Here is a 23,526-nt window from a genome sequence, read left to right on the forward strand (position 1 = left end):
CCGCAGAGCTAGAATTGGCGGCTATGTAAACGTTTTCTCAAAGGACCCCATGGCTTCGGATCGTATCGAATCGCTCATCGCCCGCATGACCGTCGAGGAGAAGGTCGGCCAGCTCGGCGTTTTCGCCGACATGGTGCGCCCGTTCGCCCCCGACGTGAATCCGGAAGCCAACGTCCGCAATGCCGACGAGGTGCTGCAGCAGGTGCGCGCCGGCCGGGTCGGCTCGCTGTTCAACGGCGTCGGCGCGGAGCTGGGGCGGCGCATCCAGCAGGTGGCGCTGGAGGAGAGCCGGCTGGGGATCCCGGTGATCCTGGCCGCGGACGTGATCCACGGCATGCGCACGGTGTTCCCGATCCCGCTGGGCGAGGCCGCCAGCTTCGAGCCGGAGCTGGCCGAGCGCACCGCGCGCGCCACTGCGGTCGAGGCCACCGCCGCCGGCATCCACTGGACCTACGCGCCGGCGGTGGACATCGCCCGCGACCAGCGCTGGGGCCGCGGCGCCGAGGGCGCCGGCGAGGACGTGGTGCTGGGCTGCGCTTTCGCCGCCGCACGCGTGCGCGGCTTCCACGGGCCGGACCTGCGTGCCGACGATGCATTGCTGGCCACGCCCAAGCACTTCGCCGCCTACGGCGCGGTCGCCGCCGGCATGGAGTACGCCAGCGTCGACATCGCCCCGCAGACCTTGCGCGACGTGCACCTGCCGCCGTTCCAGGCCGCCCTCGGCGCCGGCGCGCTGAGCGTGATGACCTCCTTCAACGACATCAACGGCGTGCCGGCCAGCGCCAACCACGAACTGCTGACCGAGATCCTGCGCGGCGAATGGAAATTCCCCGGCGTGGTGATCTCCGACTACACCGCCGACATGGAGCTGATCGCGCACGGCTATGCCGCCGACGAGCGCGACGCCACCAAGAAAGCGTTCCTGGCCGGCATGGACATGAGCATGCAGAGCGGCTTCTACGCCGCGCACCTGCCGTCGCTGGTGGAGGACGGCGAGGTGCCGATGGCGCTGCTGGATGCGTCGGTGCGCCGCGTGCTGGAACTGAAGGAGGCGATCGGCCTGCTCGACGATCCGTACCGTTCGCTGGATCCGGCGCGCGAGGCAGACCCGTCGCACATCGCCGCGCACGATGCGCTGGCGCGCGACGCGGCGCGGCGTTCGATCGTGCTGCTGAAGAACGACGGCCCGGTGCTGCCGCTGCGCAAGCAGGGGCAGAAGATCGCGCTGATCGGCCCGTTCGTGCAGGACCGCGACAACATCGAAGGCTGCTGGACCTTGTTCGGCGACAAGACCCGCTACGTGACCCTGGAAGCCGGCGTGCGCGCCGCGCTGGACGACGCGCAGGCGCTGACCGTGGTGCCGGGCTGCGCGCTGGAAGCGCCGCTGGACGGCGGCATCGAGGCGGCCGTGGCCGCCGCGCGCGCCGCCGACGTGGTGGTGCTGGCGCTGGGCGAGCCGCAGCGCTACAGCGGCGAGGCGCAGTCGCGCACGCAGATCGTGCTGCCGCCGGCGCAGCAGGCGCTGGCCGAGGCGGTGGCCGCCACCGGCACGCCGCTGGTGGTGCTGCTGCGCAACGGCCGCGCGCTGGCGCTGCAGGGCGCGGTGCGCGACGCCGCGGCGATCGCGGTGACCTGGTACCTGGGCACGCAGACCGGCCCGGCGGTGGCCGACGTGCTGTTCGGCGACTACAACCCGTCCGCGCGCCTGCCGGTGAGTTTCCCGCTCGACGCCGGGCAGCAGCCGTACTTCTACAACCACCCGCGCACCGGCCGGCCGGAACTGCCGACGATGAGCGAGTTCAAGTCGCGCTGGCGCGAGGTGCCGAACGCGCCGCTGTATCCGTTCGGCCATGGCCTCGGCTACACGCAGTTCGCCTACGGCACGCCGCAACTCGACCGCACCCAGGTCGGCTGGGACGACACCCTGACCGTGACCACGCGCATCGACAACGTCGGGGAGCGCGAGGGCGAGGAAGTGGTGCAGTTGTACATCCACGACCGCGTCGCCAGCCGGGTACGCCCGGTGCGCGAGCTGAAGGGGTTCCGCAAGGTGCGGCTGGCGCCGGGCGAGGGCATGGAGGTCCGCTTCACCCTCGACCGCCACGCACTGGCCTTCACCGGCCGCGACGGGCAGTGCGCGGCCGAGCCGGGCCTGTTCGACCTGTGGGTGTGCGCGTCCTCGGCCAGCGGCGAGCCGGTCACGTTCGAGCTGTTGCCGCAGGCCTGATCGCCGGGGCGCGGCAGTGCGGCAAGGCCTGCCGCCGCCGGTCGATGGAGGTGAATACGCGACGTGTCTACCGGACCCGTCGCCGTGACGTGACCGCGGCCACGCCCTTGGCCGCGGCATGCTTGCCGTGCACGCGGGGTCTGCTAGGTTCGGGATTCGACCCCAACCGATAGGTGCACGTCATGCAACGTACTCCCCTGGGTTTGGCTTGCGCGCTGGCCATGGGCCTAGCGATATCTGCGGCACATGCCGCGCCCGCCGACAAAGCCGCCGAGCGGCGCGGCGACTGGCCGTTCTCGGCGACGCCGGTCGCCACCTTCAACGAACCGTGGGCGATGAGCTTCCTGCCCGATGGCACCGCCCTGGTCAGCGAGAAGGGCGGCACGCTCAAGCGCATCGACCCGGTCAGCGGCCACACCGGCGCGGTGAGCGGCGTCCCGGCGGTGGCCTATGGCGGCCAGGGCGGCCTGGGCGACGTGCTGCCGCATCCGGGCTTCGCCAAGAACGGCTGGGTCTACCTGAGCTACGCCGAACCCGGCAGCGGCGACACCCGCGGCGCGGCGGTGATGCGCGCCAAGCTGACCCTGGACAACAACGGCGGCGGCACCCTGTCGCAGCAGCAGGTGATCTGGCGGCAGCAGCCCAAGGTGTCCGGCAACGGCCACTTCGGCCACCGGCTGGCGTTCGGCCCGGACGGCAAGCTGTGGATCAGTTCCAGCGAGCGGCAGAAGTTCGATCCGGCGCAGGACATGAGCGGCAACCTGGGCAAGATCGTGCGCCTCAACGACGACGGCAGCGTGCCGGCCGACAACCCCTTCGCCAACCGCGGCGGCGTTGCCGCGCAGGTGTGGTCCTTGGGCCACCGCAACGTGCTCGGCCTGGCCTTCGACGCCAACGGCCGGCTGTGGGAACACGAGATGGGCCCGGCCGGCGGCGACGAATTGAACCTGATCCAGCGCGGCGCCAACTACGGCTACCCGATCGTGTCCAATGGCGACCACTACGACGGCCGCCCGATCCCCGACCACAGCACGCGCCCGGAATTCGCCGCGCCCAAGGTGAGCTGGACGCCGGTGATCTCGCCGGCCGGCTTCGTCATCTACAACGGCAGCCGCTTCCCGCAGTGGCGCGGCAATGGCTTCATCGGCGGCCTGTCCTCGCAGTCGCTGGTGCGGATCGAGTTCAATGGCGAGCGCGCACGCGAGGCGGCGCGCTACGACATGGGCAAGCGCATCCGCGAAGTGGAGCAGGGGCCGGACGGCGCCCTGTGGCTGCTGGAGGATGGCGCGGGTGGACGGTTGCTGAAGTTGCAGCCGCTGGAGAGCTGAGGAGCGCGCCCGGCAGCGGCGGTTGCGCCGCTGCCGGGCGGGCGGCATTGGCGCGCGGTTGACGATGGTGCGATCCAACGCGGTGTGGATGGGCGTGGAGACGTCGCCCAGAAAGCAACACGCCTGTTCGATCTCTCGTAGGCAATCGTGCGGCTGACGGCCCTCTGTTCCGGAAGTCGTTTACGAGAGACTGGATGGGTGCGCGAGTGCAACAAAAACGCGACGCCCATGCGTCGTAGGAGCGGCTTTAGCCGCGACAGGCCTTCCCGAGAACGCCTGTCGCGGCTAAAGCCGCTCCTACAAGTTCTAATAGTTAAGCGCCGTGTTGGATGGGAGGCCGCTCGCCCTTTTTTGCGGGCCATGTGCTGCTCGCCGCCGATGTGCTGACAAGCCGGAGCAATTCAAGCTAGGTCGCAATTCGTCGCCATATTCCCAGATGCTGGCTTTGCATCCCACGACAGCGTCGTGGGGGCGGCTTTAGCCGCGACGGCCTGATGGTCGATGCCACCCGCCGGTCGCGGCTGAAGCCGCTCATACGATGCCTTTCCTGCGCTCACCAGACAACGCGAAAAACCTGCGTCATTCGCCGTTGCCCGCCCGTTCCCAGGCACGTCGCACCGCGTGGCGCGCCTTGCTCCAACTTAGCGTCTGTGAACCCTTGTTGTTGTCCCAATCGCGGTGCAGTTCCGCTTCCACCTGCTCGTAGGCGCGGTTGAAGTCGCGAATGCGCGCCTCGTGGCCGGCGTGGTAGGCGGGCTCGTAATCCTCGAACCGCTCGCCCTCGCTGTAGTAGGGCTCGTCGGCGAAGCGATCGCGCCAGTATTGCGAGATGGTGCTGCGGTCCTCGTCATTCGGGGCGCGGCCGGGAATCTGATACGGAACGCTCATCGTGGTTCTCCGTTGCGATGAATGCGCTCCACGCTAGCCATGCGGGCGTTAAACCGACCCCTGCGCGGCGTGATCGCGATATGAAACATTCATGCCTTCTGGCAGGCTGCGCCGATGCCCCGGGTGGCTTACGATCCGCCGCTACGCCCCTCCCTTCCGGCAGACCCCATGGCCGCCAACGGCATCGCCTTGTTGACCCCGTACCTGGCCACGGCCGGCGTCGGCTGGCTGTACTACCGGCGCATCCGCCGCTATTTCGGCCGCCAGCCCTGGCAGCCGCGACGTACCGGCGTGCGCTTGGGCTTCCTGCTGCTGGTTGCGGCCTTGCTGACCTGGCTGGCCGCGCAGCTGCCCGCCGTGCGTCTGGGCATGGGGCTGGGCGCGCTGGGCGGCGCCGCGCTGGGTGCCTTCGCCCTGCACCACACGCGCATCGAGCTGCAGGACGGCGCGCGCTGGTATACGCCCAATCCGTGGATCGGCGCCGCGTTGAGCGTGCTGTTGCTCGGGCGTCTTGCTTGGCGCTGGGCCAGCGGCGCCTTCTCCGGCGGCAGCGCGGAAACCCTGCAGAACGCCAGTCCCCTGACCATGAGCATCGCCGCGGCACTGATTGCCTATGGGCTGGTGTACGCCGCGGGTCTGTTGGTGCGCATGCGGACGCTGACGCGGGCCTGATAGGCGGCACGCCCGTCGACGACGGCGCGGTGGCGGTCGTCTCGGGTGCCCTCAGGCCGCGCAAGCAATCCAGCGGCAATAGCGAACTCTCGCGCAATGCGCCCAACTGCTGGCGTGGTGTCAGTGCGCGGCAGCCGCCGCTTCGTAAGGCAAGGCCGTCGTGCCGGCCGCGCGCAACGGCGCATCGGCGGCGTCCAACTGTTCGGGTTCGCCTTCGATCACTACCAGGATGCGGCCGGCTTCGATTTCCTCTTCGAAATTGCGCCGCACCGGATCCGGCACGGTGGACCCGACCAGGGCCGAGGACCAACTGCCGACCAATGCCCCGGCGATCGCCATCACCCCGGCACCGGCCAGGGTAATGCCGAGCGGCGGCACCGCGATCGCCGCCAGCCCGGCCAGCAGCCCGGCCGCGCCGCCGCCCAAGGCACCACGTGCGGCGGCCGGCACGGTATCGGTCTTGCCTTCCTTGCGGTCGTCGGGGATGGCCTCCAGCTCGATGTCGCCGCGCGCAACCAGCGACAGGTCGTCGTTGTCGAGGCCGGCGCTGCGCGCGGCCTGCAGCGCACGGGTGGCGGTGGGCAGATCCGGAGCGCTGTAGACGCGGCGTCGTTTCATGGCGGGCGACCCTTGCTGGCGGGCATCCAGCGTCCGGGCGCCGCGGTTATCCGCGCGTGACCTGCGCGCAAGGCGGCGTGAAGGCGTTCATGCCGCGTCCTTGCGCGGGAACCGATAGAACAGCGCGCCGACCAGCAACGCCACGCCCGCGGCGGCCAGGTTCTGCCAACTGGCGCTGAGCAGCAGCGCCAACGCCAGCAACAGTGCCGCCAACGGAATCAGCGGCCCGCCCGGCAGCCGCAGCGCGCCGGGACGGTCGCGGTAGCGCCGTGCCAGCACCAGCACCGCGGCGGCGGTGCCGATGTAGGCGAACAGGCGGGTGACCATCGACAGCAGCGCCAGTTGCACGAACGAGCCGGACAGCGCCAACGCCAGCGACAGCACGCCCTGCAGCAGGATCGCCGCGGCCGGCGTGCGGAAGCGCGGATGCACCCGTGCCAGAAACGCCGGGCCATAGCCGTCCTTGGCCAGCGCGAACAGGAAGCGCGGCCCCAGCATCACCGTGTTGCTGGTGGTGCCGAGGATGGAGATGGTGGCGCCCACGGTGAGGATCAGCGCCAGCGCCTCGCCGCCGAAGCCGCTGGCGGCATCGGCCAGCGGCGTCGCCGATTGCGCCACGTTGGGCAGGGTGCCCTGCGCCACCACCTGCACCGCGGCATAGATCAGGGTGACGGTGACGATCATGGTGATCAGCGCGAACGGCACGTCGCGGCGCGGATTGCGGTATTCGCCGGCGGCGGCCGGGATGTTCTCGAAGCCGGCGTAGGCGAACAGCAGCAGCAACGCCGCCTCGCCGAGGTTGCCGACATCGCGTGGGTCAGGGGTCTTGCCGGAGAATGCCCACGACCAGTCCACGTAGAACACGCCGATGGCCACGAACAGCAGCAGCGGCACCAGCTTGCCGATCACCAGCGCCACGCCGGTGCGCGCGGCCGACTTCACCCCGATCACGTTGATCGCAGTGAGCAGGCCGAGCGAGCCGACCACGATGCCCAGGCGCGCGCCGCCTCCGGACGCGGCCGGCCAGAAGCGCACCACCGCATCTGCCAGGCCGTTGCTCAGCGCCGCCGCCGAACTGATCCGGGTCAGCCAGATCATCCAGCCGATCTCGAAGCCGGCGAAGCGGCCGAACGCCTCGCGCGCGTAGAGATAGCTGCCGCCGGGTTCGTCGAAGTAGCTGGCCGCCTGCGCGTAGCACAGCACCAGCAGCGCCACCGCCACACCGGCCAGCAGCACTGCCCACAGGCTCAGCGGCCCGAGCAGGGCGGCGGTGGCCGCGGGCAGCAGATAGATGCCGCTGCCGATCACGTCGTTGATCGACAGCCCGACGATCTGCCAGCGGCTGACCGCACGCACCAGCCCGGGTTGCGGCGCCTCGCTCACGGTGCCGGCTCCACGGCCGGCAATGCCCAGTCGGCTTGCAGGCGTTTGTAGTCACTGCGCGGCAGCAGCACGAACAGCGGCGCGGCCGACGGCCGCAGCCAGGCCAGCAGCCGCTGCATGTCGGCCTGCTGCATCGCGGTGCAGCCGGCGGTGGGTGCGCCGGGCGCGCGCCACAGGTGGGCGAAGATGCAGCTGCCGGCACCCGGTGTGGCCTGCGCGTTGTGCTGGATCACGAAGCCTTCGCGGTAGCGCTGGTCGCCTTCGTGTTGCAAGTCGAGGCGCATGGGTTCGGTGGACCCGGCCACCGCGGCGCTGCCGACGTCCTTGGCATCGACGATGCGGTTGTACAGCGGCGAGTCCGGCACATCGATGCAGTAGTTGCTCTGCTGCATCGCCTGATAGGGCATGGCGCTGTCGATGCGCGGTGCATAGCCGAAGGCCTCGCCGATGGTGAACACCCCGGCCGGGCTGCGGCCATCGCCTTCGCGCTTCTGCGGGCCGTCCTCCTGCGCCGGATGCAGGCCCAGGCCCCAGGCGCTGCCATGGCGGCCGAGGCTCACGTCGAAGGCCTTGCCATGCGCGCGCCAGCCTTGCGCGTCGCGCTCGAACGCCTGCAACGTGCCCTGCGGGCTGTCCCAATCCGGCGCCAGCACCAGGATCAGCTGTTGCGCGCGCTGCACCGCGGGCACGGCACCGGTGTCGGCGGCCATCCCGGGCGCGGCGATCAGGGCGCACAGCATGGCTAGGCCGATGCGCCAGGTGCGACGGCGGCCGGCATGCAGCGGCGTGGCAGGGGACCGATGGAGCAGGGGCATGGGGATCTCCGGGGGCGGCATGGCGCAATCGACGCGCCGTGGGTGAACGGTAGCGCAGTTGCGAGGTGGATGGCGCGGGCTGATGCGGCTCGCTTGCCGGCAACTCGGCTGATGCTGTGGATGATGGGCTGTGTATGCGCTGGTGACGTGTGGGCGGCGGTATGGGTGTTGTGTCGTGGGTGCTTGTTCGGAACTCACGCAAGCTGATCCTTGCCGCTGCCGCTGCCGCTGCCGCTGCTGTTGCTGTTGCTGTTGCTCGTGCTTTTGCCGTGGTTTTGGCTTTTGACTTACCGGGTTCCCTTCCGAAGCGGCGGCCGGCCCGGGGAAAAACCCCGAAGGGGCGGCGCACATGGATGTGCGCCGTTCGCGGCAGGGGCAGGATGCCCCTTCCGCGAATCCCCGGGGTGGACGCGGACCCGGAGCGCGTTAGCGCGGAGGGCGCGAGGCAGGGTGTGCTTTCTTTTGGTTACTTTTCTTTGCACAAGCAAAGAAAAGTAACTCGCCGCAAGGCGAAAGCTTTGCTCTTGAAGATGCTGCCGCCATTGCTGAATTGTAGGAGCGGCTTCAGCCGCGACCGAGGCGATCAGCCGTGTCTGTCGCGGCTGAAGCCGCTCCTACAACTCTTCTCGTCTGACACTCAAGCTTGAAGCAACAGCAAAGGCTTTCGCCCTTTCGGGCGAGTTACTTTTCTTTGCTCGCGCAAAGAAAAGGTAACCAAAAGAAAGCGCGCCCTGCCTACGCGCCCTCCGCGCTGCGCGCTCCGGGTCCGCGAACCAGACGGGATCCGCGGAAGGGGCATCCTGCCCCTGCCGCGGACGGCGCACATCCATGTGCGCCGCCCTTCGGGTTTTTCCCGCCTGGTTCGCCGCTTCGGAAGGGAACCCGGTAAGTCAAAAGCCAGAGCAACGGCAACAGCCACAGCCACAGCAACAGCCACAGCCACAGCAATAGCCACAGCCACAGCAATAGCCAAAGCCAAAGCCAAAGCCAAAGCAATAGCCAAAGCCAAAGCCAAAGCGACACCTGCAACCACACCGATAGCGCCGCAAGTGTGCCGGCCTCATGGTTCGCCCTATGGCGCGCGAACCACCAGCGGCCGCGAGACGGAGTCGCGCGTGACCAAGCGGTGCGGCACCACGTGATTGACGCTGACGCGCGCCGCGCCAGCGGCCTGCCGGATCTCCCGCAGCAGCAGATCGATGGCCGTGTCGGTCATGTCCGCCACCGGTTGATGGATCGTGGTCAGCTCCGGCCACACCATCGTCGACGCCGACGTGTCGTCGAATCCCACCACCGACAGATCCTCCGGCACCTTCAGACGACGGCGATGCGCCACCGACACCACCGCCGAGGCCATGTCGTCGTTGCTCGCGAAGATCGCGCTGGGGCGCTGCTGCAGCGCCAACAACCGTTCGGCCGCCTCCAGTCCGGCGCGATAGGTGAAGTCGCCCGGCTGCACCAGCGCGGCGTCGTAGCCGATGCCTGCCTCGGCCAGCGCATCCCGGTAGCCCTGCCAGCGGTGCGCACTGGCCGTCTGGTTCGGGTCGCCGGTGATGTAGCCGATGCGGGTGTGCCCGTGCGCGATCAGGTGCGACACCATGTCATGGCTGGCACGGCGGTCGTCGATGCGCACGCAGGAGATCCTGTCGCTGAACCGACCGGACGCGATCGAGACGACGGGAATCCCGGCGTCGACGAACACCGCGACGATCGCCTTCGATTCGCACAACGGCGCCGGCAGGATCACCCCCGCCACGCTGTTGCAAAGCGTGCGCGCGGCGGCGCGACGCGCCCGCGGACCCAGTCCATCCCAGGTGGCGATCACCAGTTGCGCGGCCACGCGCGTGGACCCGCGCAGCGCGCCGACCAGCAGTTCGCGCAGATAACTGGAGCTGGGATTGGTGTAGATCAACGCAATGCAGGTGTGCTGCGCTGCGGCGAGCGCGCTGGCGGCCGGGTTGGGCCGGTAATCCAGTGCGCGCACGCTGCGCATCACCCGCTCGCGGGTGCTTTCGCGCACGCCGGCGTGACCATGGGTGACGCGCGAGACGGTCATGGGCGAGACGCCCGCATGCGCCGCGACGTCGTCGATGGTGATGGCGTTCCCTCTTCGACGCATCGTTTTGGAGGTGCTCTTCAAGGAATGCGGTCCTTTGTTGCGACGCATGATGACAAGCGATATCCCAGGTGCGTAGTCTGCGGTCGACGCGATGATAGCGCTATCAATCAGCGGCAGTCGGGCTCGGGGGGAGCCTTTATCGCGCGTCGTCTGGCAATCCTGAAACGGAGTTTTGAATCGCAGCGAACGCTCAGCGCGCTGCGATGTTCGGCGTGGAAGACGGGCATCGCCCGTGCGTGCCTCTTGGGGGAGGGGCGGTACATCCATCGATCGCATGTCAGAGGGGAGAGTCATGAGTGCTTCTATGTTTCGTCGCACGCCAGACCTGAGGGCTCGTCCATGAGCCGCGCACTGGCGAAGTTCAAATCCACGGCCATGTTCACCTTCGTCGGTGGCGTCCTGGTCATCAATCCCGCCTTCGCACAGGACGCGTCGACGCCGGCGCCTGCCGCGCAGCAGCAGGCCCAGAGCAGCCCGACGCAACTGGACACCGTCCAGGTCACTGGCCTGCGCAACAGCCTGAGCCAGGCGATGGACATCAAGCGCGACGCCGCGGGCGTGGTGGATGCCATCAGTGCCGAGGACATCGGCAAGTTCCCCGACACCAACCTGGCCGAGTCGCTGCAGCGCATCACCGGTATCTCCATCGAGCGGCGCGATGGCGAAGGCGCGCAGGTCACCGCGCGCGGCTTTGGCCCGCAGTTCAACATGGTGACGCTCAACGGACGGCAGATGCCGGGCGCCGATGCGTTCGGTGCCGCCGGGCAGGTCGCCATCGGCGGCGTCGACGGCGGTACCCGCGCCTTCAACTTCGCCCAACTTGCGGCCGAGGCGATCAACGGCATCGAGGTCTACAAGACCAGCCAGGCCAACATGCCCAGCGGTGGCATCGGCGCCACCATCAACATCCTGACCGCGCGCCCGTTCGACCATCAGGGCATCGTCGCCAGTGCCGGCGCCAAGGCGGTCTCCGACCGCAGCCAGCCGTTCGATAACGACATCACCCCGGAACTGTCGGGCATCTTCAGCTACAGCAATCCGGACAAGACCTTCGGCGTCGGCGTGAGCGCGAGCTACCAGAAGCGCAAGGGCGGCTCGGTGCAGGCCACCGAGAACTACTGGAACGTGCAGCCGTGGACCGGCTCGATGCCCGGCAACCCGACCGTGGTCAATGCGCCGCAGGTCGGTGCGCTGTACGCCCGCCCGAACGACCTGCGCTATGCGTTCTCCGAGTTCGAACGCGAGCGCGTCAACGGCCAGGCGGTGCTGCAGTTCGCGCCCACCGACAGCCTGACCCTGACCCTGGACTACACCTATTCGACCAACGAGATCACCGAGAATCGTGGCGAGCAGGGCATGTGGCTGCAGAACAGCAACTACACCGACGTCACCTTCGATACCAGCGGTGCGGTGGCCGTGCCGACCTACATCCGCGAAATCGCCGGCACCAAGGATTTCGGCCTCGAGCAGCAGCGCAGCATGCAGAAGTACAAGCTCGGCTCGCTCGGTCTGAACGCGGTGTGGAACGTGACCGACCGGCTCAAGCTCAGTTTCGACGCGCACGACTCGAAGAACGAGAGCCGCCCGAACGATCCGCTGACCGGCGGCGGTTCCATCTTCATGAGCATCGCCGGCACCAACAACTGCACCACCGGTCCGCACTGTGGCGGCTCCTGGGTGCAGGAACTGAACTTCAACAACGGCCTGCCGATCGGCACCCAGGTCTGGTATCCGAGCGACGCCGCCGCCGCGGCCAAGGCCAATGGCATGGTCAACCCGGGCTTCGTGCCGGGCGAGATCGGTTCGCAGGTGCTGCGGGTCAACTCGCAGAGCCAGATCAGCCAGATCAAGCAGGCCCGCGTGGATGGCGAGTGGAGCTTCGACCAGGGCCGCTTCCAGTTCGGTGTGGACAGCAACAAGTCCACCACCCATCGCATCCAGGCGGCCGAGGCGTATTCCACCCTGGGCGACTGGGGCGTGGCCAATGTCGACCGGGATACCGCCGGCGGCCTGATGAACCTGATGCAGCCGGTCAACATCATCGGCCTGTTCCATGACTACGGCGGCAGCAGCTGGCCCGCATGGCGGGGCGACGCGGGCCGGCTCGCGGAATGGGCGGCCAGCCAGTACGGCGTCGGCCTGGGCGTCAGCCCGCAGCGCGCCGCCGACAACTTCGTGGAAGAGAAGACCCGCTCGGCGTATTTCCAGGTCGAACTGGATGGCGAGCTGGCCGGCATGCGCACCAATACCCGGCTGGGCGTGCGCTACGAAACCACCGACGTGGTGTCGACCTCGGTCATCGCCACGCCCGAAGCGATCGAGTGGCAGTCCAACAACGACTTCCGCGTGGTGCTGTCCAACGCGCAGCAACCGTTCAGCGAAAAGACCAGCTACAGCTACATCCTGCCCAACCTCGACTTCAGCATCGATCTCAGCGAGACGCTGAAGGGGCGCGTCTCGTTCGGCAAGAGCATCGCGCGCGCGCCGATCGGCAACCTCTATGCCGGTCCCGGGGCACAGCAGCCATTCGGTTCGGTGCTGATCGATCCGTCCTCGCGGGCCAGCGGCACCGCGCAGAACCCCTCGTTGAAGCCGTTGGAGTCCGACAATCTCGACCTGGCGCTGGAGTGGTACTTCGCCGATGCGAGCTATCTGTCGGTGACGTACTGGAACAAGTCCGTCAACAACTTCGTCGGCAATACCGTCGTACAGGAGACGCTGTACGGCCTGCGCGATCCGACCTCGGGTCCGGACGCGAGGTCGGCCCTGGCCTTCCTCACCAGTGGTGCCTGCCTCGCCCAAGTCGGCCCGGCCAACGCGGCGGCCTGCTCGGCCAACGATACGTCGCTGTTCACTGCGCTTGCCCTGCTGCGCAACAACCCGGCCGGCCTGGCCGCCTACAACGGCACCGGCGCGCAGGTGCTGGCGACCGAAGCGGCCTACGATCTCTACGGCGAGGCCGACGATCCGTTGTACGAGTTCAACGTCAACCGCCCGATCAACCAGAACCAGGCCAAGCTGCATGGCTGGGAGCTCGGTGGCCAGTACTTCCTCGGCGACACCGGGTTCGGCATCCTCGCCAACTACACCATCGTCAAAGGCGACGTCGGTTACGACAATGGCGGCGACCCGAGCATCGACCAGTTCGCGCTCACCGGCCTGAGCGATACCGCCAATGCGGTGCTGATGTACGAAAAATACGGCTGGTCGGTGCGCCTGGCCTGGAACTGGCGCGACCAGTACCTGATCCTGGCCAACCAGGGCACCAGCCGCAATCCGTACTATGTGGAACCGTACGAGCAGTGGGACCTCAGCGTGAACTACACGTTGAACGACAACTGGTCGTTCGGCCTGGAAGCGATCAACCTGACCGGCGAGGACGTGCGCTGGCGTTCGCGGACCTCGCAGATGATCGTGAAGCTGGCCGACCAGAGTCCGCGGTATATGCTGGGGGTGCGCTACAAGTTCTGAAGAAGGCGGAGAGGATCTCTTCGCATGTCGTCACGGGCGCCGCCGCGATTGCGGCGGTGTCCCGTGCAAGGCTTCACCGGGAGTGCGCAACTACCATGCCGCGTTACGAAATGCTCAACAACATCGCCCACCGCGACCTGCGCGTGGCCACCGACTTCGGCCCCGAGTTCGGCGACGCGGTGGGCATGCTGCCGGCCTACCCGAGCGAGTTCGCCGAGTTGCAGCGCGAGTATCCGATCTTCCTGCGCAAGGACCCGGCGACCGGCGCATGGCAGTCCGTGGCGCTGCTGGGGTTCGAACAGCACGAGAATCTGTTCCTGCACGAGCGGCGCTGGACGGCGTCCTATCTGCCCGGGGCGGCGGCCAAGGGGCCGTTCCTCATCGGGTTCCAGGAGCAGCGGATCGATGGCGTGCTCAGCCAGGAAGCGGTCCTGCACGTGGACATGGAGCATCCGCGGGTGACCGCGATGCAGGGCGAGCCGGTGTTCCTGCCGCAGGGCGGCAACACGCCCTATCTCGACCACATCGCCGGGGTGCTGCGCGGCATCCACGAGGGCCATGCGTTCGGCGCGGACATGTTCGCCGCGCTCGATGCACAGGGGTTGATCCAGCCCGTCGCGCTCGACGTGCAGCTCGATGCGCAGCATCGGGTCGGCGTCAACGGCCTGCATGCGATCGATCGCGACCGCCTGGCCGGGCTGGACGGGTCCGACCTGGCCGCGCTCAACCGCGCCGGCTACCTGGAAGGCGCGTACCTGATGCTGGCTTCGCTGCACAACATGCGCCGCCTGATCGCCGAGAAACAGCGACGCCTGCGCTTGCAGGATGCCGCCGGCGCGGCGGGCAGGAACTGAGCGTGGCGGACGGCGGGGCCATGCGGACACTGGAGGGCGTGCAGCCCACGGCCCTGCCATTGCAGGCGCTGGCAGCGGCGGGGGAGCCGGTGGTGTTGCGCGGCATCGCGCGCGACTGGGGACTGGTCCAGGCCGGCTTGCGCTCCACGGAGGACGCACTGGCCTACCTGCGCGGTTTCGATGCGGGCGTGCCCGTTCCGTATTCCTTCGGCGAACCCGAGATCGAGGGACGCCCGTTCTACAACGCCGATTTCACCCAGTTGAATTTCGAGGTCCGGCGCGGACCGCTGACGCAGGTGCTGGATGCGATCGCGGATACCCTCGAGGATCCGCGGCCGCCCACCTACTATGTCGCGTCGTTGCCGATCGATCGGGCGCTGCCGGGGTTCGCGCAGGCCAACGACGCCGGCCTGGCCGGGCAGGGCATCGATGCGCCGGCGAGCATCTGGATCGGCAACCGGGTCACCGCCTCCTGCCATTTCGACACGCCGGACAACCTGGCCTGCTGTGCCGTGGGCCGGCGTCGCTTCACCCTGTTTCCGCCGGAGCAGATCGACAACCTGTATCCGGGTCCGCTGGAACCGACGCCGGGCGGCCAGGTGGTCAGCGTGGTGGATGTTGATCGCCCCGACTTCGCGCGTTATCCGCGCTTCCGCGATGCCCTCGCCAGCGCGCAGCACGTCGAGTTGGAGCCGGGCGATGCGCTGTTCATCCCGAGCATGTGGTGGCACCACGTGCGTAGCCTGGCGCCGTTCAACGTGCTGGTGAACTACTGGTGGCGCAGTGCGCCGGCCTTCCTGCCTTCGCCGCTGACGGCGCTGCAGCACGCGATGTGGGCGCTGCGCGATCTGCCGGCGCGCGAGAAGCAGGCCTGGGCGAAGCTCTTCGACTACTACGTGTTCGGTCCCGGCGAACGTGCAGGCCAGCACCTGCCCGAGGCCGCCCGGGGCGAGCTGGCGCCGTTTGACGAGGCACGGGCGCGCCGCACGCGCGCGCAGTTGCTGGCGCGGCTCAACCGCTGATGGGAGCATCGTCTTGAACCTCGCCACCACAACGGACGGACGCATCCGCAAGGTCGTCATCGCCGGCGGCGGCACCGCAGGCTGGCTCGCCGGCTGCGCGCTGGCCCACCAGTTCCGCGATCGCCTGGACATCACCCTGGTGGAGTCCGAGCAGATCGGCACGGTGGGCGTCGGCGAGTCGACGGTGCCGCCGATCCGCACCTTCCACCGCTTCCTGCAGATCGACGAGCAGGAGTTCCTGCGCGCCGTGGCCGGCACGTTCAAGCTGTCGATCTCGTTCGAGCATTGGCGCCGCCCCGGCGATCGCTTCATCCATCCGTTCGGCTCGATCGGGCAGGGCACCTGGGCCACGCCGTTCCATCACTTCTGGCTGGACAGCCTGCGCCGGGGCATGCCGTCGGACCTGGGCGATTTCTGCCTGGAAAGCGTCGCCTCGCGTGCGGACCGGTTCTCGCTGGACACCCAGCCGCAGGTCAACTACGCCTACCACTTCGATGCCGCGCTCTACGCGAAATTCCTGCGCAAGAAGGCCGAAGCGCACGGCCTGCGCCGAGTGGAAGGCCAGATTCGCGAAGTGCGGCAGCACGCGCACGACGGCTCCGTCGCGTCGCTGCTGCTGGAAGACGGGCAAGTCATCGAAGGCGATCTGTTCATCGACTGCACCGGGTTCCGTGGTCTGCTGACCGAGCAGACCCTGCACACCGGCTACGAGGACTGGCACGAATGGTTGCCCAGCGATCGCGCCGTCGCGGTGCAGACCGAGGCGGTCGCGCCGCCGGTGCCGTATACCCGCGCCATCGCGCACGAGGCCGGGTGGCGCTGGCATATCGCGCTGCAGCACCGGGTCGGCTGCGGGCTGGTGTTCTCCAGCCGCCACATGTCCGACGACGAGGCGCACGCCAAGTTGCTGCGCGATGTCGACGGCCCGCCGCTGCGCGATCCCTGGCTGGTGCCGTTCCGCAGCGGGCGGCGGTTGCAGGCGTGGAACAAGAATGTGGTGGCGCTGGGTCTGGCCAGCGGCTTCATCGAGCCGCTGGAATCGACCAGCATCCACCTGACCATCAGCGCCGTGGTGCGCCTGATCCAGTTGTTCCCACACGAGGGCATCGGCCCGACGCTGGTGGAGCTGTACAACACGGTCAGCCGCCAGGAGATGGAGCACGTACGCGATTTCATCATCCTGCACTACCACGCCACCCAGCGCGACGAGCCGATGTGGAAGGCCTGCCGTGAGATGGCACTGCCCGAGTCGCTCGCGCTACGGCTGCGCGCCTGGCGCGAACGGGCGCACGCCTGGCAGGACCCCGGCGAACTGTTCCGCGTGGATTCGTGGACCAGCGTATTGCTGGGGCAGGGCATCCAGCCGGGACCGCCGCACCCGCTGGCCGCCGCCATCGACGACGCGGACCTGCGCACGCTGTTGCTGCGGATCCGCCAGCCGCTGCAGCAGGCGAGTGCGGCGATGCCATCGCAGGCGGAGTTCATCGAGCGCTATTGCAAGGCGGCGCCCGACGTCTGGCAGCGGAGCGTTTCCCTGGCGTAGCAGCACATTGCTGTCGCTCAAAAATGATAGCGCTAACTAGAAGGCGGAGACGACGTGGAAGAAAGGGAGCTGGTGGCCGGAATCGATGCGGGGACGCAGAGCCTGAAGGTCGTGGTCTACGACCCGGTCGGGCGCAGTGTCGTGACCAGCAGCAGCGCGCCGCTGAGCCTGGATGCCGCCGCCGACGGCAGCCGCGAACAGTGGCCGGCCGACTGGGTCGCGGCCCTGCAGGCCTGCTTTCAGGCGATCGATCCTGCGCTGCGCTCGCGCCTCGCCGCGCTGGCGGTGTCGGGCCAGCAGCACGGCTTCGTCCCGGTCGATGCGGCAGGCGAGGTGCTGGCACCGGCCAAGCTGTGGTGCGACACCAGCACCTCGGCCGAGTGCATGCAGATCATGGACGCGGTTGGCGGCGCGGCGCGCACCATCGCGCTGGCGGGCAACCCGATCCTGGCCGGTTACACCGCCTCCAAGCTGCCGTGGACCAGGACGCACCGGCCCGATGCCTATGCACGCCTCGCCACGATCCTGCTGCCGCACGACTATCTCAACTTCGTGCTCACCGGCCAGCGCTTCTGCGAATACGGCGACGCGTCGGGTACGGGCTGGCTGGACGTGCGCACCCTCACCTGGTCGACCGAGCTGCTGCGCGCCACCGATCCGCAGCGTGATCTGGCGGACTGCCTGCCGCGCTTCGCCGCGCCGGATGCATTGTTCGACATCGACCCGGCCGCCGCCACCATGCTTGGCGTGCCGATGACGCTGAAGGTCGCCGTCGGTGGCGGCGACAACATGATGGCGGCCATCGGCACCGGCTGCGTCGTGCCCGGTCGCCTGGCGATGAGCCTGGGCACCTCCGGCACCTTGTTCGCCTATTCCGATACGCCGGTGGTCGACCCGGACGGCGCATGGGCCGCGTTCTGCTCGTCCACCGGCGGCTGGCTGCCGCTGATCTGCACGATGAACTGCACCGTGGCGACCGAACAGGTCGCCGCCGCGTTCGGCTTCAGCACCCGCGACGGCGATGCGCATCTGCACGCCACCGCGCCCGGCGCCGACGGACTGGTGATGCTGCCGTTCCTCAATGGCGAGCGCACGCCGGATCTGCCGTTGGGCAAGGGCATGCTGGCAGGCCTGGACACGACCAACATGACCCCGGCCCACCTCTATCGCGCGGCGATGGAAGGGGCGACCTACAGCCTGAAATACGGCTTCGACGCATTCGTGCGCGCCGGCATGCAGTTCGAGCGCATCGTGCTGACCGGCGGCGGCAGCAACAGCGGCGCGTGGCGGCAACTGGTGGCCGATGTGTTCGGCCTGCCGGTTGACGTACCGACGCAGCCGGAGGGCGCCGCGTTCGGTGCGGCCTTGCAGGCGCTGTGGGCCATCGGCCTGGCACGCGGCGACGCCGCCTCGATCGCCGACATCGCGCAGCGGCATGTGGCGGTCGATCCGAAGCTGTCGGCGCGCCCCGACCCGGCGCGCAGCCAGGCCTATGCCGCGGCCTATGCGCGCTTCCTGCGCCACCTCGATGCCTTCATGCCGCTGTTCCGCGGTTGATCCTCGTTTCGCACTCCCTCCCACCACGACAGGAACCCGCACCATGCACACCCAGCCCTTCATCGGCGCCAAGGAATATTTCCCCGGCATCGGCCGCATCCCGTTCGAAGGCCGCGGTTCGGACAATCCGCTGGCCTTCAAGGTCTACGATGCGAACAAGCTCGTCGGCGGCAAGACCATGCAGGCGCATCTGCCCTTTGCGGTGTGCTACTGGCACACCTTCTGCAACGCCGGGCAGGATCCGTTCGGCCCGGGCACGCGTCACTTCCCGTGGGAGGTCGGCGCGCCGCTGGCCAGCGCCGAGGCGAAAGTGGATGCGGCGTTCGAATTCTTCACCAAGCTCGGCGTGCCGTACTGGTGCTTCCACGACATCGACCTGGCGCCGGACGCCGACGATGCCGCGCAGTACGAGAAGAACCTCAAGCACATGGTCGGCCTGGCCAAGGCGCGCCAGGACGCGACCGGGATGAAGCTGCTGTGGGGCACGGCCAATCTGTTCTCGCATCCGCGCTACATGAACGGTGCGGCGACCAATCCCGATTTCGCCGTGGTCGCGCGCGCCGCCGTGCAGGTGAAGGCGGCGCTGGAGGCGACGGTGGAACTGGGCGGCGAGCATTACGTGTTCTGGGGCGGCCGCGAAGGCTATGCCTCGCTGGTGAACACGCAGATGCAGCGCGAGCTCGACCACTTCGCGCGCTTCCTGACCATGGCGCGCGACTACGGCCGCAGCATCGGCCTGAAGGGCAACTTCCTGATCGAGCCCAAGCCGATGGAGCCGATGAAGCACCAGTACGACTTCGACAGTGCGACAGTGGCGGGCTTCCTGAAGCAGCATGGGCTGGACAAGGACTTCAAGCTCAACATCGAGGCCAACCACGCCACGCTGTCCGGCCACACCTTCGAACACGACCTGCAGGTCGCCGCCGACCACGGCCTGCTGGGCAGCATCGATGCCAACCGCGGCAACGCGCAGAACGGCTGGGATACCGACCAGTTCCCCACCGACCTGTACGACACCGTGGGCGCGATGCTGGTGGTGCTGCGCCAGGGCGGCCTGGAGGGTGGCCTGAACTTCGACGCCAAGGTGCGTCGCGAGTCGACCGAGCTCGAGGATCTGTTCATCGCCCACATCGGCGGCATGGATGCGTTCGCCCGCGGGCTGGAAGTGGCCCATGCGCTGCTCAACGACTCGCCCTGGGAGCAGTGGCGCCAGGAGCGCTATGCCAGCTTCGACAGTGGCGCCGGCGCGCAGTTCGCGCGTGGCGCGCTCGGCCTCGCCGAGCTGGCCGCGCTGGGCGCGAAGGGCGGCGAGCCGCGGCAGATCAGTGGCCGCCAGGAGCGCTACGAGAACCTGATCAACCAGTACCTGCTGCGCTGAGCGCGGCGGCAAGGAGAGCGCCGTGACCGACACCCATTCCACACGCCACCACGGTGCGCTGCTGGCCGCGCTGCTGCTCGCGCTTGCCGTGTGCAAAGGCGACGTCCAGGCCGCGGCGCCGGCCCGGGCGGACGCCAGTCCCTGGCCCAACGTGAGCTGGCCGCTGCCCGAGGATCCTGCGCTGGAAAAACGCCTCAGCAACCTGATCGCCACCATGACGGTGGAGGAAAAGGTCGGCCAACTGGTGCAGGGCGATATCGGCAGCCTCACCCCGGAGGACGTGCGCAACTATCGGTTGGGGTCGATCCTGGCCGGCGGCAATTCCGATCCCGGCGGCCGCTACGATGCCGCGCCGGCCGAATGGCTGGCGCTGGCCGATGCGTTCTATGCGGCGTCGATGGACACTGCGCACGGCGGCAAGGCGATTCCGGTGCTGTTCGGCATCGATGCCGTGCACGGGCAGAGCAATATCGTCGGCGCCACGCTGTTCCCACACAACATTGGCCTGGGCGCGACGCGCAATCCGGAATTGCTGCGGCGGATCGGCGAAATCACCGCGCTGGAAACCCGTGCCACCGGCATGGAGTGGACCTTCGCGCCGACCGTGGCGGTGCCGCAGGACGACCGCTGGGGACGCACCTACGAGGGCTATTCGGAATCGCCCGAGGTGGTGGCCAGCTACGCCGGGGCGATGGTCGAGGGGCTGCAGGGCAAGGTGGGGACGCCGGCCTTCCTCGATGGCCGCCATGTGATCGCCTCGGTCAAGCACTTCCTGGGCGATGGCGGCACCACCGACGGCCGCGACCAGGGCGACACCAAAATCAATGAGGCCGACCTGGTGCGCATCCATGCCGCCGGCTACCCCCCGGCCATCGCCGCGGGCGCGCAGACCGCGATGGCCTCGTTCAACAGCGTCAACGGCGAAAAGATGCACGGCCACAAGGCCTACCTGACCGACGCGTTGAAGGGGCGCATGCACTTCGGCGGCTTCGTGGTCGGCGACTGGAACGGCCACGGACAGGTCAAGGGCTGCACGCCCATCGATTGCCCGGCCACCATCAACGCCGGCCTGGACATGGCCATGGCCTCGGACAGTTGGAAGGGCTTCTACACGACCACGCTGGCGGCGGCGAAGAACGGCACCATCTCCCCGCAACGTCTGGACGATGCGGTGCGCCGCATCCTGCGGGTCAAGATGCGGCTGGGCCTGTTCGAGGCGGGCAAGCCATCGTCGCGCACGGTCGGTGGCCAGTTCGCGCTGATCGGCGCACCGGCGCATCGCGCGGTGGCGCGGCAGGCGGTGCGCGAGTCGCTGGTGCTGCTGAAGAACCAGGGCGGCGTGCTGCCGCTCTCGCCGAAGCAACGCATCCTGGTGGCCGGCGACGGCGCCAACGACGTCGGCAAGCAGGCCGGCGGCTGGACGCTGAACTGGCAGGGCACCGGCACCACCCGCAAGGATTTCCCGAACGCGGACAGCATCTACGAGGGTTTCGCGCAGCAGGCCAAGACCGCAGGTGGCGAGGCCGTGCTGTCGGTCGACGGCACGTACACGACCAAGCCGGACGTGGCCGTGGTGGTGTTCGGCGAGAACCCCTATGCGGAGTTCCAGGGCGATCGGCCGACCCTGGCGTACAAGCCGGGCGACGACACCGACCTGGCGCTGCTCAAGCGGCTCAAGGCCGACGGCATTCCGGTGGTCGCGGTGTTCCTCAGCGGGCGCCCGCTGTGGGTCAACCGCGAACTCAATGCGGCCGATGCCTTCGTGGCGGCGTGGCTGCCGGGCTCGGAAGGCGCCGGCATCGCCGACGTGCTGCTACGCACTGCGCAGGGCGGCGTGCAGCACGACTTCAAGGGCAAGTTGAGTTTCAGTTGGCCGCGCACGGCCACGCAATACGCCAACAACGTCGGGCAGAAGGGCTACGCCCCGCTGTTCGCCTTCGGCTTCGGCCTGCGCTATGCCGACAACGGCGATCTGGCCAGGTTGCCCGAGGTCTCCGGCCTCACCGGCAACGAAGGTGCGGCCGGGGTGTTCTTCGTCCGCGGCGCGGCCGGCCCGGGCATGGCGCTGCGCCTGGAGGGCAGCACCGGCCAGGGCGTCACCGTCACCCGCGTGCCGGAATCGCTCGACGGCGCTGTGCTCAAGGTCACCGGCGTGGACCACCTAGCGCAGGAGGATGGCCGCCGCCTCGCCTGGTCGGGCGGGCGCGAGGCGGTGGTCGTGCTGCAGTCGCATACGCCGCTGGACCTGCAGCGCGAGAGCAACGGCGACCTGATGCTGGTGACCACGCTGCGCGTGGACGCCGCACCGCAGGGCGAGGCGTGGCTGGCGGTCGGCTGCGGCAGCGGCTGCTCGGCGCGGGTGGCGATCGGGTCGACGCTGGCAACGCTGCCGGTCGGCCAATGGAAGCGCGTGGGCGTGCCGCTCAAGTGCCTGGCGGCGGCCGGCGCGGATCTGAGCAAGCTGGATCGTCCGTGGGCGTTGACCACGGCGGGCACGATGACGCTCTCGGTCTCGCGGGTCGCGCTCGGCGCGTTGAACGAAGCGGAGACCACCGTCGCATGCCCCAGCGCCTGAGCCTACGTCCCGCGCTAGCGCCCCTTGGGTGGGCCGGCGACCGAACCGCGCATTACCAGCCGGTGCGGGACCACGTGGTCGCTGGACACGCGCGCGTCGTCGCGCTTGCGGCGGATGCTGCGCAGCAGGATGTCGATGGCGGCATCGGCCATCGAGGCGATCGGTTGGTGGATGGTGGTGAGTTCCGGCCACACGGTGGTGGCGGCCGAGGTGTCGTCGAAGCCGACTACCGACAGGTCGCGCGGCACTTCCAGGCCGCGCCGGTGCGCGACGGAGATTGCCGCCGCGCCCATGTCGTCGTTGCTGGCGAAGATCGCGGTCGGTGGCCATCGATGCGACAGCAGCTGCTCGGCGGCGGCCAACCCCGAGCGGTAGGTGTAGTCGCCCTGCTGGACCAGGCCGGCTTCGACCTTCAGCCCGGCCTCCTGCAGGGCGGTGACGAAGCCCTCGTAGCGCCGCGCACTGGCACTGAGGTCCTGGCGCCCGCGGATGAAGCCGATGCGTCGGTGGCCGTGCTGGATCAGATGCTCGGCCATCTCCTTGCCGGCGTGGAAATCGTCGATGCGCACACAGGAGATCGCGTCGCTGAGGCGTCCGGCGGCGATCGCGACCACCGGGATGCCGGCCTTCACCAGTTCGCTCACCGCCGCCTGCGATTCGCACAAGGGCGGCGGCAGGATCACCCCGTCCACGCGGCCGCCCAGGGCGCGCGCGGCCTTGCGCTCGGCGTCGGCGTCCAGGTCTTCCCAGTAGTGGATGACCAACTGGATGGCGGCGTTGGAGGCGACGCGCAGCAGGCCGACCAGCAGTTCGCGCAGGTAGGCGCCGCTGGGGTTGGTGTAGATCAGCGCGATGCGCGTGTGCTGCGCGGCGGCCAGCGAACTGGCGGCCAGGTTGGGCGTGTAGCCCAGTTCGCGCACCGCACGCATCACACGCTCGCGGGTGGCATCGCGCACCTTGCCCTGGTTGATCGCGCGCGACACGGTCATCGGCGAGACCCCGGCCAAGGCTGCGACCTCGTCGATCGTCACCCCGCTGGTCTTGCGGCGGACCGCTTTCTTCGGCTTGTCCAAATC

16 protein-coding genes are annotated in these 23,526 nt (G+C 68.7%); 10 read left to right on the forward strand and 6 right to left on the reverse strand.

Features of this window, described 5'->3' with window-relative positions:
- Positions 1 to 49 precede the first annotated feature (49 nt).
- Together GGR71_RS14015 and GGR71_RS14020 are read left to right on the forward strand one after the other, a co-directional pair.
- Positions 50 to 2,227 carry a glycoside hydrolase family 3 N-terminal domain-containing protein gene (locus GGR71_RS14015; protein ID WP_160957813.1) on the forward strand — a complete coding sequence of 726 codons (2,178 nt, stop codon included), beginning with the start codon at positions 50 to 52 and terminating at the stop codon, positions 2,225 to 2,227.
- A 182-nt stretch (positions 2,228 to 2,409) separates the two neighbouring features.
- Positions 2,410 to 3,555: a PQQ-dependent sugar dehydrogenase gene (locus GGR71_RS14020; protein WP_160957811.1), complete on the forward strand. Its 1,146-nt coding sequence runs from the start codon at positions 2,410 to 2,412 to the stop codon at positions 3,553 to 3,555.
- Between the two features lie 579 nt (positions 3,556 to 4,134).
- Here GGR71_RS14020 and GGR71_RS14025 read toward each other — a convergent pair.
- Positions 4,135 to 4,443 (reverse strand): hypothetical protein, encoded by a 309-nt coding sequence (locus tag GGR71_RS14025; protein WP_160957808.1) that lies wholly within the window; start codon positions 4,441 to 4,443, stop codon positions 4,135 to 4,137.
- A gap of 168 nt (positions 4,444 to 4,611) precedes the next feature.
- Here GGR71_RS14025 and GGR71_RS14030 point away from each other — a divergent pair, with 168 nt between their 5' ends.
- A complete protein-coding gene (locus GGR71_RS14030; RefSeq protein WP_160957806.1) occupies positions 4,612 to 5,115 on the forward strand; it encodes a hypothetical protein in 504 nt (167 codons plus the stop codon).
- Between the two features lie 120 nt (positions 5,116 to 5,235).
- On the opposite strand, the gene GGR71_RS14035 is transcribed toward GGR71_RS14030, so the two are convergent.
- The 4 genes from GGR71_RS14035 to GGR71_RS14050 form a co-directional block, all read right to left on the reverse strand.
- Positions 5,236 to 5,733: a hypothetical protein gene (locus tag GGR71_RS14035; RefSeq protein ID WP_048489591.1), complete on the reverse strand. Its 498-nt coding sequence runs from the start codon at positions 5,731 to 5,733 to the stop codon at positions 5,236 to 5,238.
- Between the two features lie 87 nt (positions 5,734 to 5,820).
- Complete coding sequence (locus GGR71_RS14040) at positions 5,821 to 7,116, reverse strand: amino acid permease (protein ID WP_160957804.1); 1,296 nt, start codon at positions 7,114 to 7,116, stop codon at positions 5,821 to 5,823.
- Positions 7,113 to 7,856 carry a L,D-transpeptidase family protein gene (locus tag GGR71_RS14045; protein WP_237474262.1) on the reverse strand — a complete coding sequence of 248 codons (744 nt, stop codon included), beginning with the start codon at positions 7,854 to 7,856 and terminating at the stop codon, positions 7,113 to 7,115. Before GGR71_RS14045 ends, GGR71_RS14040 begins: the two co-directional genes overlap by 4 nt.
- A 1,147-nt stretch (positions 7,857 to 9,003) precedes the next feature.
- Complete coding sequence (locus GGR71_RS14050) at positions 9,004 to 10,071, reverse strand: LacI family DNA-binding transcriptional regulator (RefSeq protein ID WP_456362628.1); 1,068 nt, start codon at positions 10,069 to 10,071, stop codon at positions 9,004 to 9,006.
- A gap of 318 nt (positions 10,072 to 10,389) precedes the next feature.
- Between GGR71_RS14050 and GGR71_RS14055 the strand changes: the two genes are divergently transcribed.
- The 7 genes from GGR71_RS14055 to GGR71_RS14085 all read left to right on the forward strand — a co-directional run bounded on the left by GGR71_RS14055 (position 10,390) and on the right by GGR71_RS14085 (position 22,450).
- Entirely contained in the window at positions 10,390 to 13,521 is a 3,132-nt protein-coding gene (locus GGR71_RS14055; protein WP_160957799.1) for a TonB-dependent receptor, read from the forward strand.
- 95 nt (positions 13,522 to 13,616) lie between these two features.
- A complete protein-coding gene (locus GGR71_RS14060) occupies positions 13,617 to 14,375 on the forward strand; it encodes a SapC family protein (protein WP_160957796.1) in 759 nt (252 codons plus the stop codon).
- Between the two features lie 20 nt (positions 14,376 to 14,395).
- A complete protein-coding gene (locus GGR71_RS14065) occupies positions 14,396 to 15,397 on the forward strand; it encodes a cupin-like domain-containing protein (RefSeq protein WP_160957793.1) in 1,002 nt (333 codons plus the stop codon).
- Between the two features lie 13 nt (positions 15,398 to 15,410).
- Positions 15,411 to 16,940 carry a tryptophan halogenase family protein gene (locus tag GGR71_RS14070; RefSeq protein ID WP_160957790.1) on the forward strand — a complete coding sequence of 510 codons (1,530 nt, stop codon included), beginning with the start codon at positions 15,411 to 15,413 and terminating at the stop codon, positions 16,938 to 16,940.
- 54 nt (positions 16,941 to 16,994) lie between these two features.
- On the forward strand, positions 16,995 to 18,497 hold the full coding sequence (xylB, locus tag GGR71_RS14075) for a xylulokinase (RefSeq protein ID WP_160957787.1): 1,503 nt from the start codon (positions 16,995 to 16,997) through the stop codon (positions 18,495 to 18,497).
- Positions 18,498 to 18,540: 43 nt separating this feature from the next.
- Positions 18,541 to 19,875 (forward strand): xylose isomerase, encoded by a 1,335-nt coding sequence (gene xylA / locus GGR71_RS14080; RefSeq protein WP_160957785.1) that lies wholly within the window; start codon positions 18,541 to 18,543, stop codon positions 19,873 to 19,875.
- A gap of 22 nt (positions 19,876 to 19,897) precedes the next feature.
- Positions 19,898 to 22,450, forward strand: a complete 2,553-nt coding sequence (locus GGR71_RS14085; RefSeq protein WP_160957783.1) for a glycoside hydrolase family 3 N-terminal domain-containing protein — start codon at positions 19,898 to 19,900, stop codon at positions 22,448 to 22,450.
- Positions 22,451 to 22,464: 14 nt separating this feature from the next.
- On the opposite strand, the gene GGR71_RS14090 is transcribed toward GGR71_RS14085, so the two are convergent.
- Positions 22,465 to 23,523, reverse strand: coding sequence for a LacI family DNA-binding transcriptional regulator (locus GGR71_RS14090; protein WP_160957781.1), 1,059 nt, complete (start codon positions 23,521 to 23,523; stop codon positions 22,465 to 22,467).
- Positions 23,524 to 23,526: the final 3 nt, after the last annotated feature.

The organism is Xanthomonas sp. F1, from assembly GCF_014199855.1.

Bases quoted from the DNA above. Each gene is read 5' to 3' on its own strand.
- GGR71_RS14015 (WP_160957813.1), top strand. From the start codon at position 50: ATGGCTTCGGATCGTATCGAATCGCTCATCGCCCGCATGACCGTCGAG.
- GGR71_RS14020 (WP_160957811.1), top strand. From the start codon at position 2,410: ATGCAACGTACTCCCCTGGGTTTGGCTTGCGCGCTGGCCATGGGCCTA.
- GGR71_RS14025 (WP_160957808.1), bottom strand. From the start codon at position 4,443: ATGAGCGTTCCGTATCAGATTCCCGGCCGCGCCCCGAATGACGAGGAC.
- GGR71_RS14030 (WP_160957806.1), top strand. From the start codon at position 4,612: ATGGCCGCCAACGGCATCGCCTTGTTGACCCCGTACCTGGCCACGGCC.
- GGR71_RS14035 (WP_048489591.1), bottom strand. From the start codon at position 5,733: ATGAAACGACGCCGCGTCTACAGCGCTCCGGATCTGCCCACCGCCACC.
- GGR71_RS14045 (WP_237474262.1), bottom strand. From the start codon at position 7,856: ATGCTGTGCGCCCTGATCGCCGCGCCCGGGATGGCCGCCGACACCGGT.
- GGR71_RS14055 (WP_160957799.1), top strand. From the start codon at position 10,390: ATGAGCCGCGCACTGGCGAAGTTCAAATCCACGGCCATGTTCACCTTC.
- GGR71_RS14060 (WP_160957796.1), top strand. From the start codon at position 13,617: ATGCCGCGTTACGAAATGCTCAACAACATCGCCCACCGCGACCTGCGC.
- GGR71_RS14065 (WP_160957793.1), top strand. From the start codon at position 14,396: ATGCGGACACTGGAGGGCGTGCAGCCCACGGCCCTGCCATTGCAGGCG.
- xylA (WP_160957785.1), top strand. From the start codon at position 18,541: ATGCACACCCAGCCCTTCATCGGCGCCAAGGAATATTTCCCCGGCATC.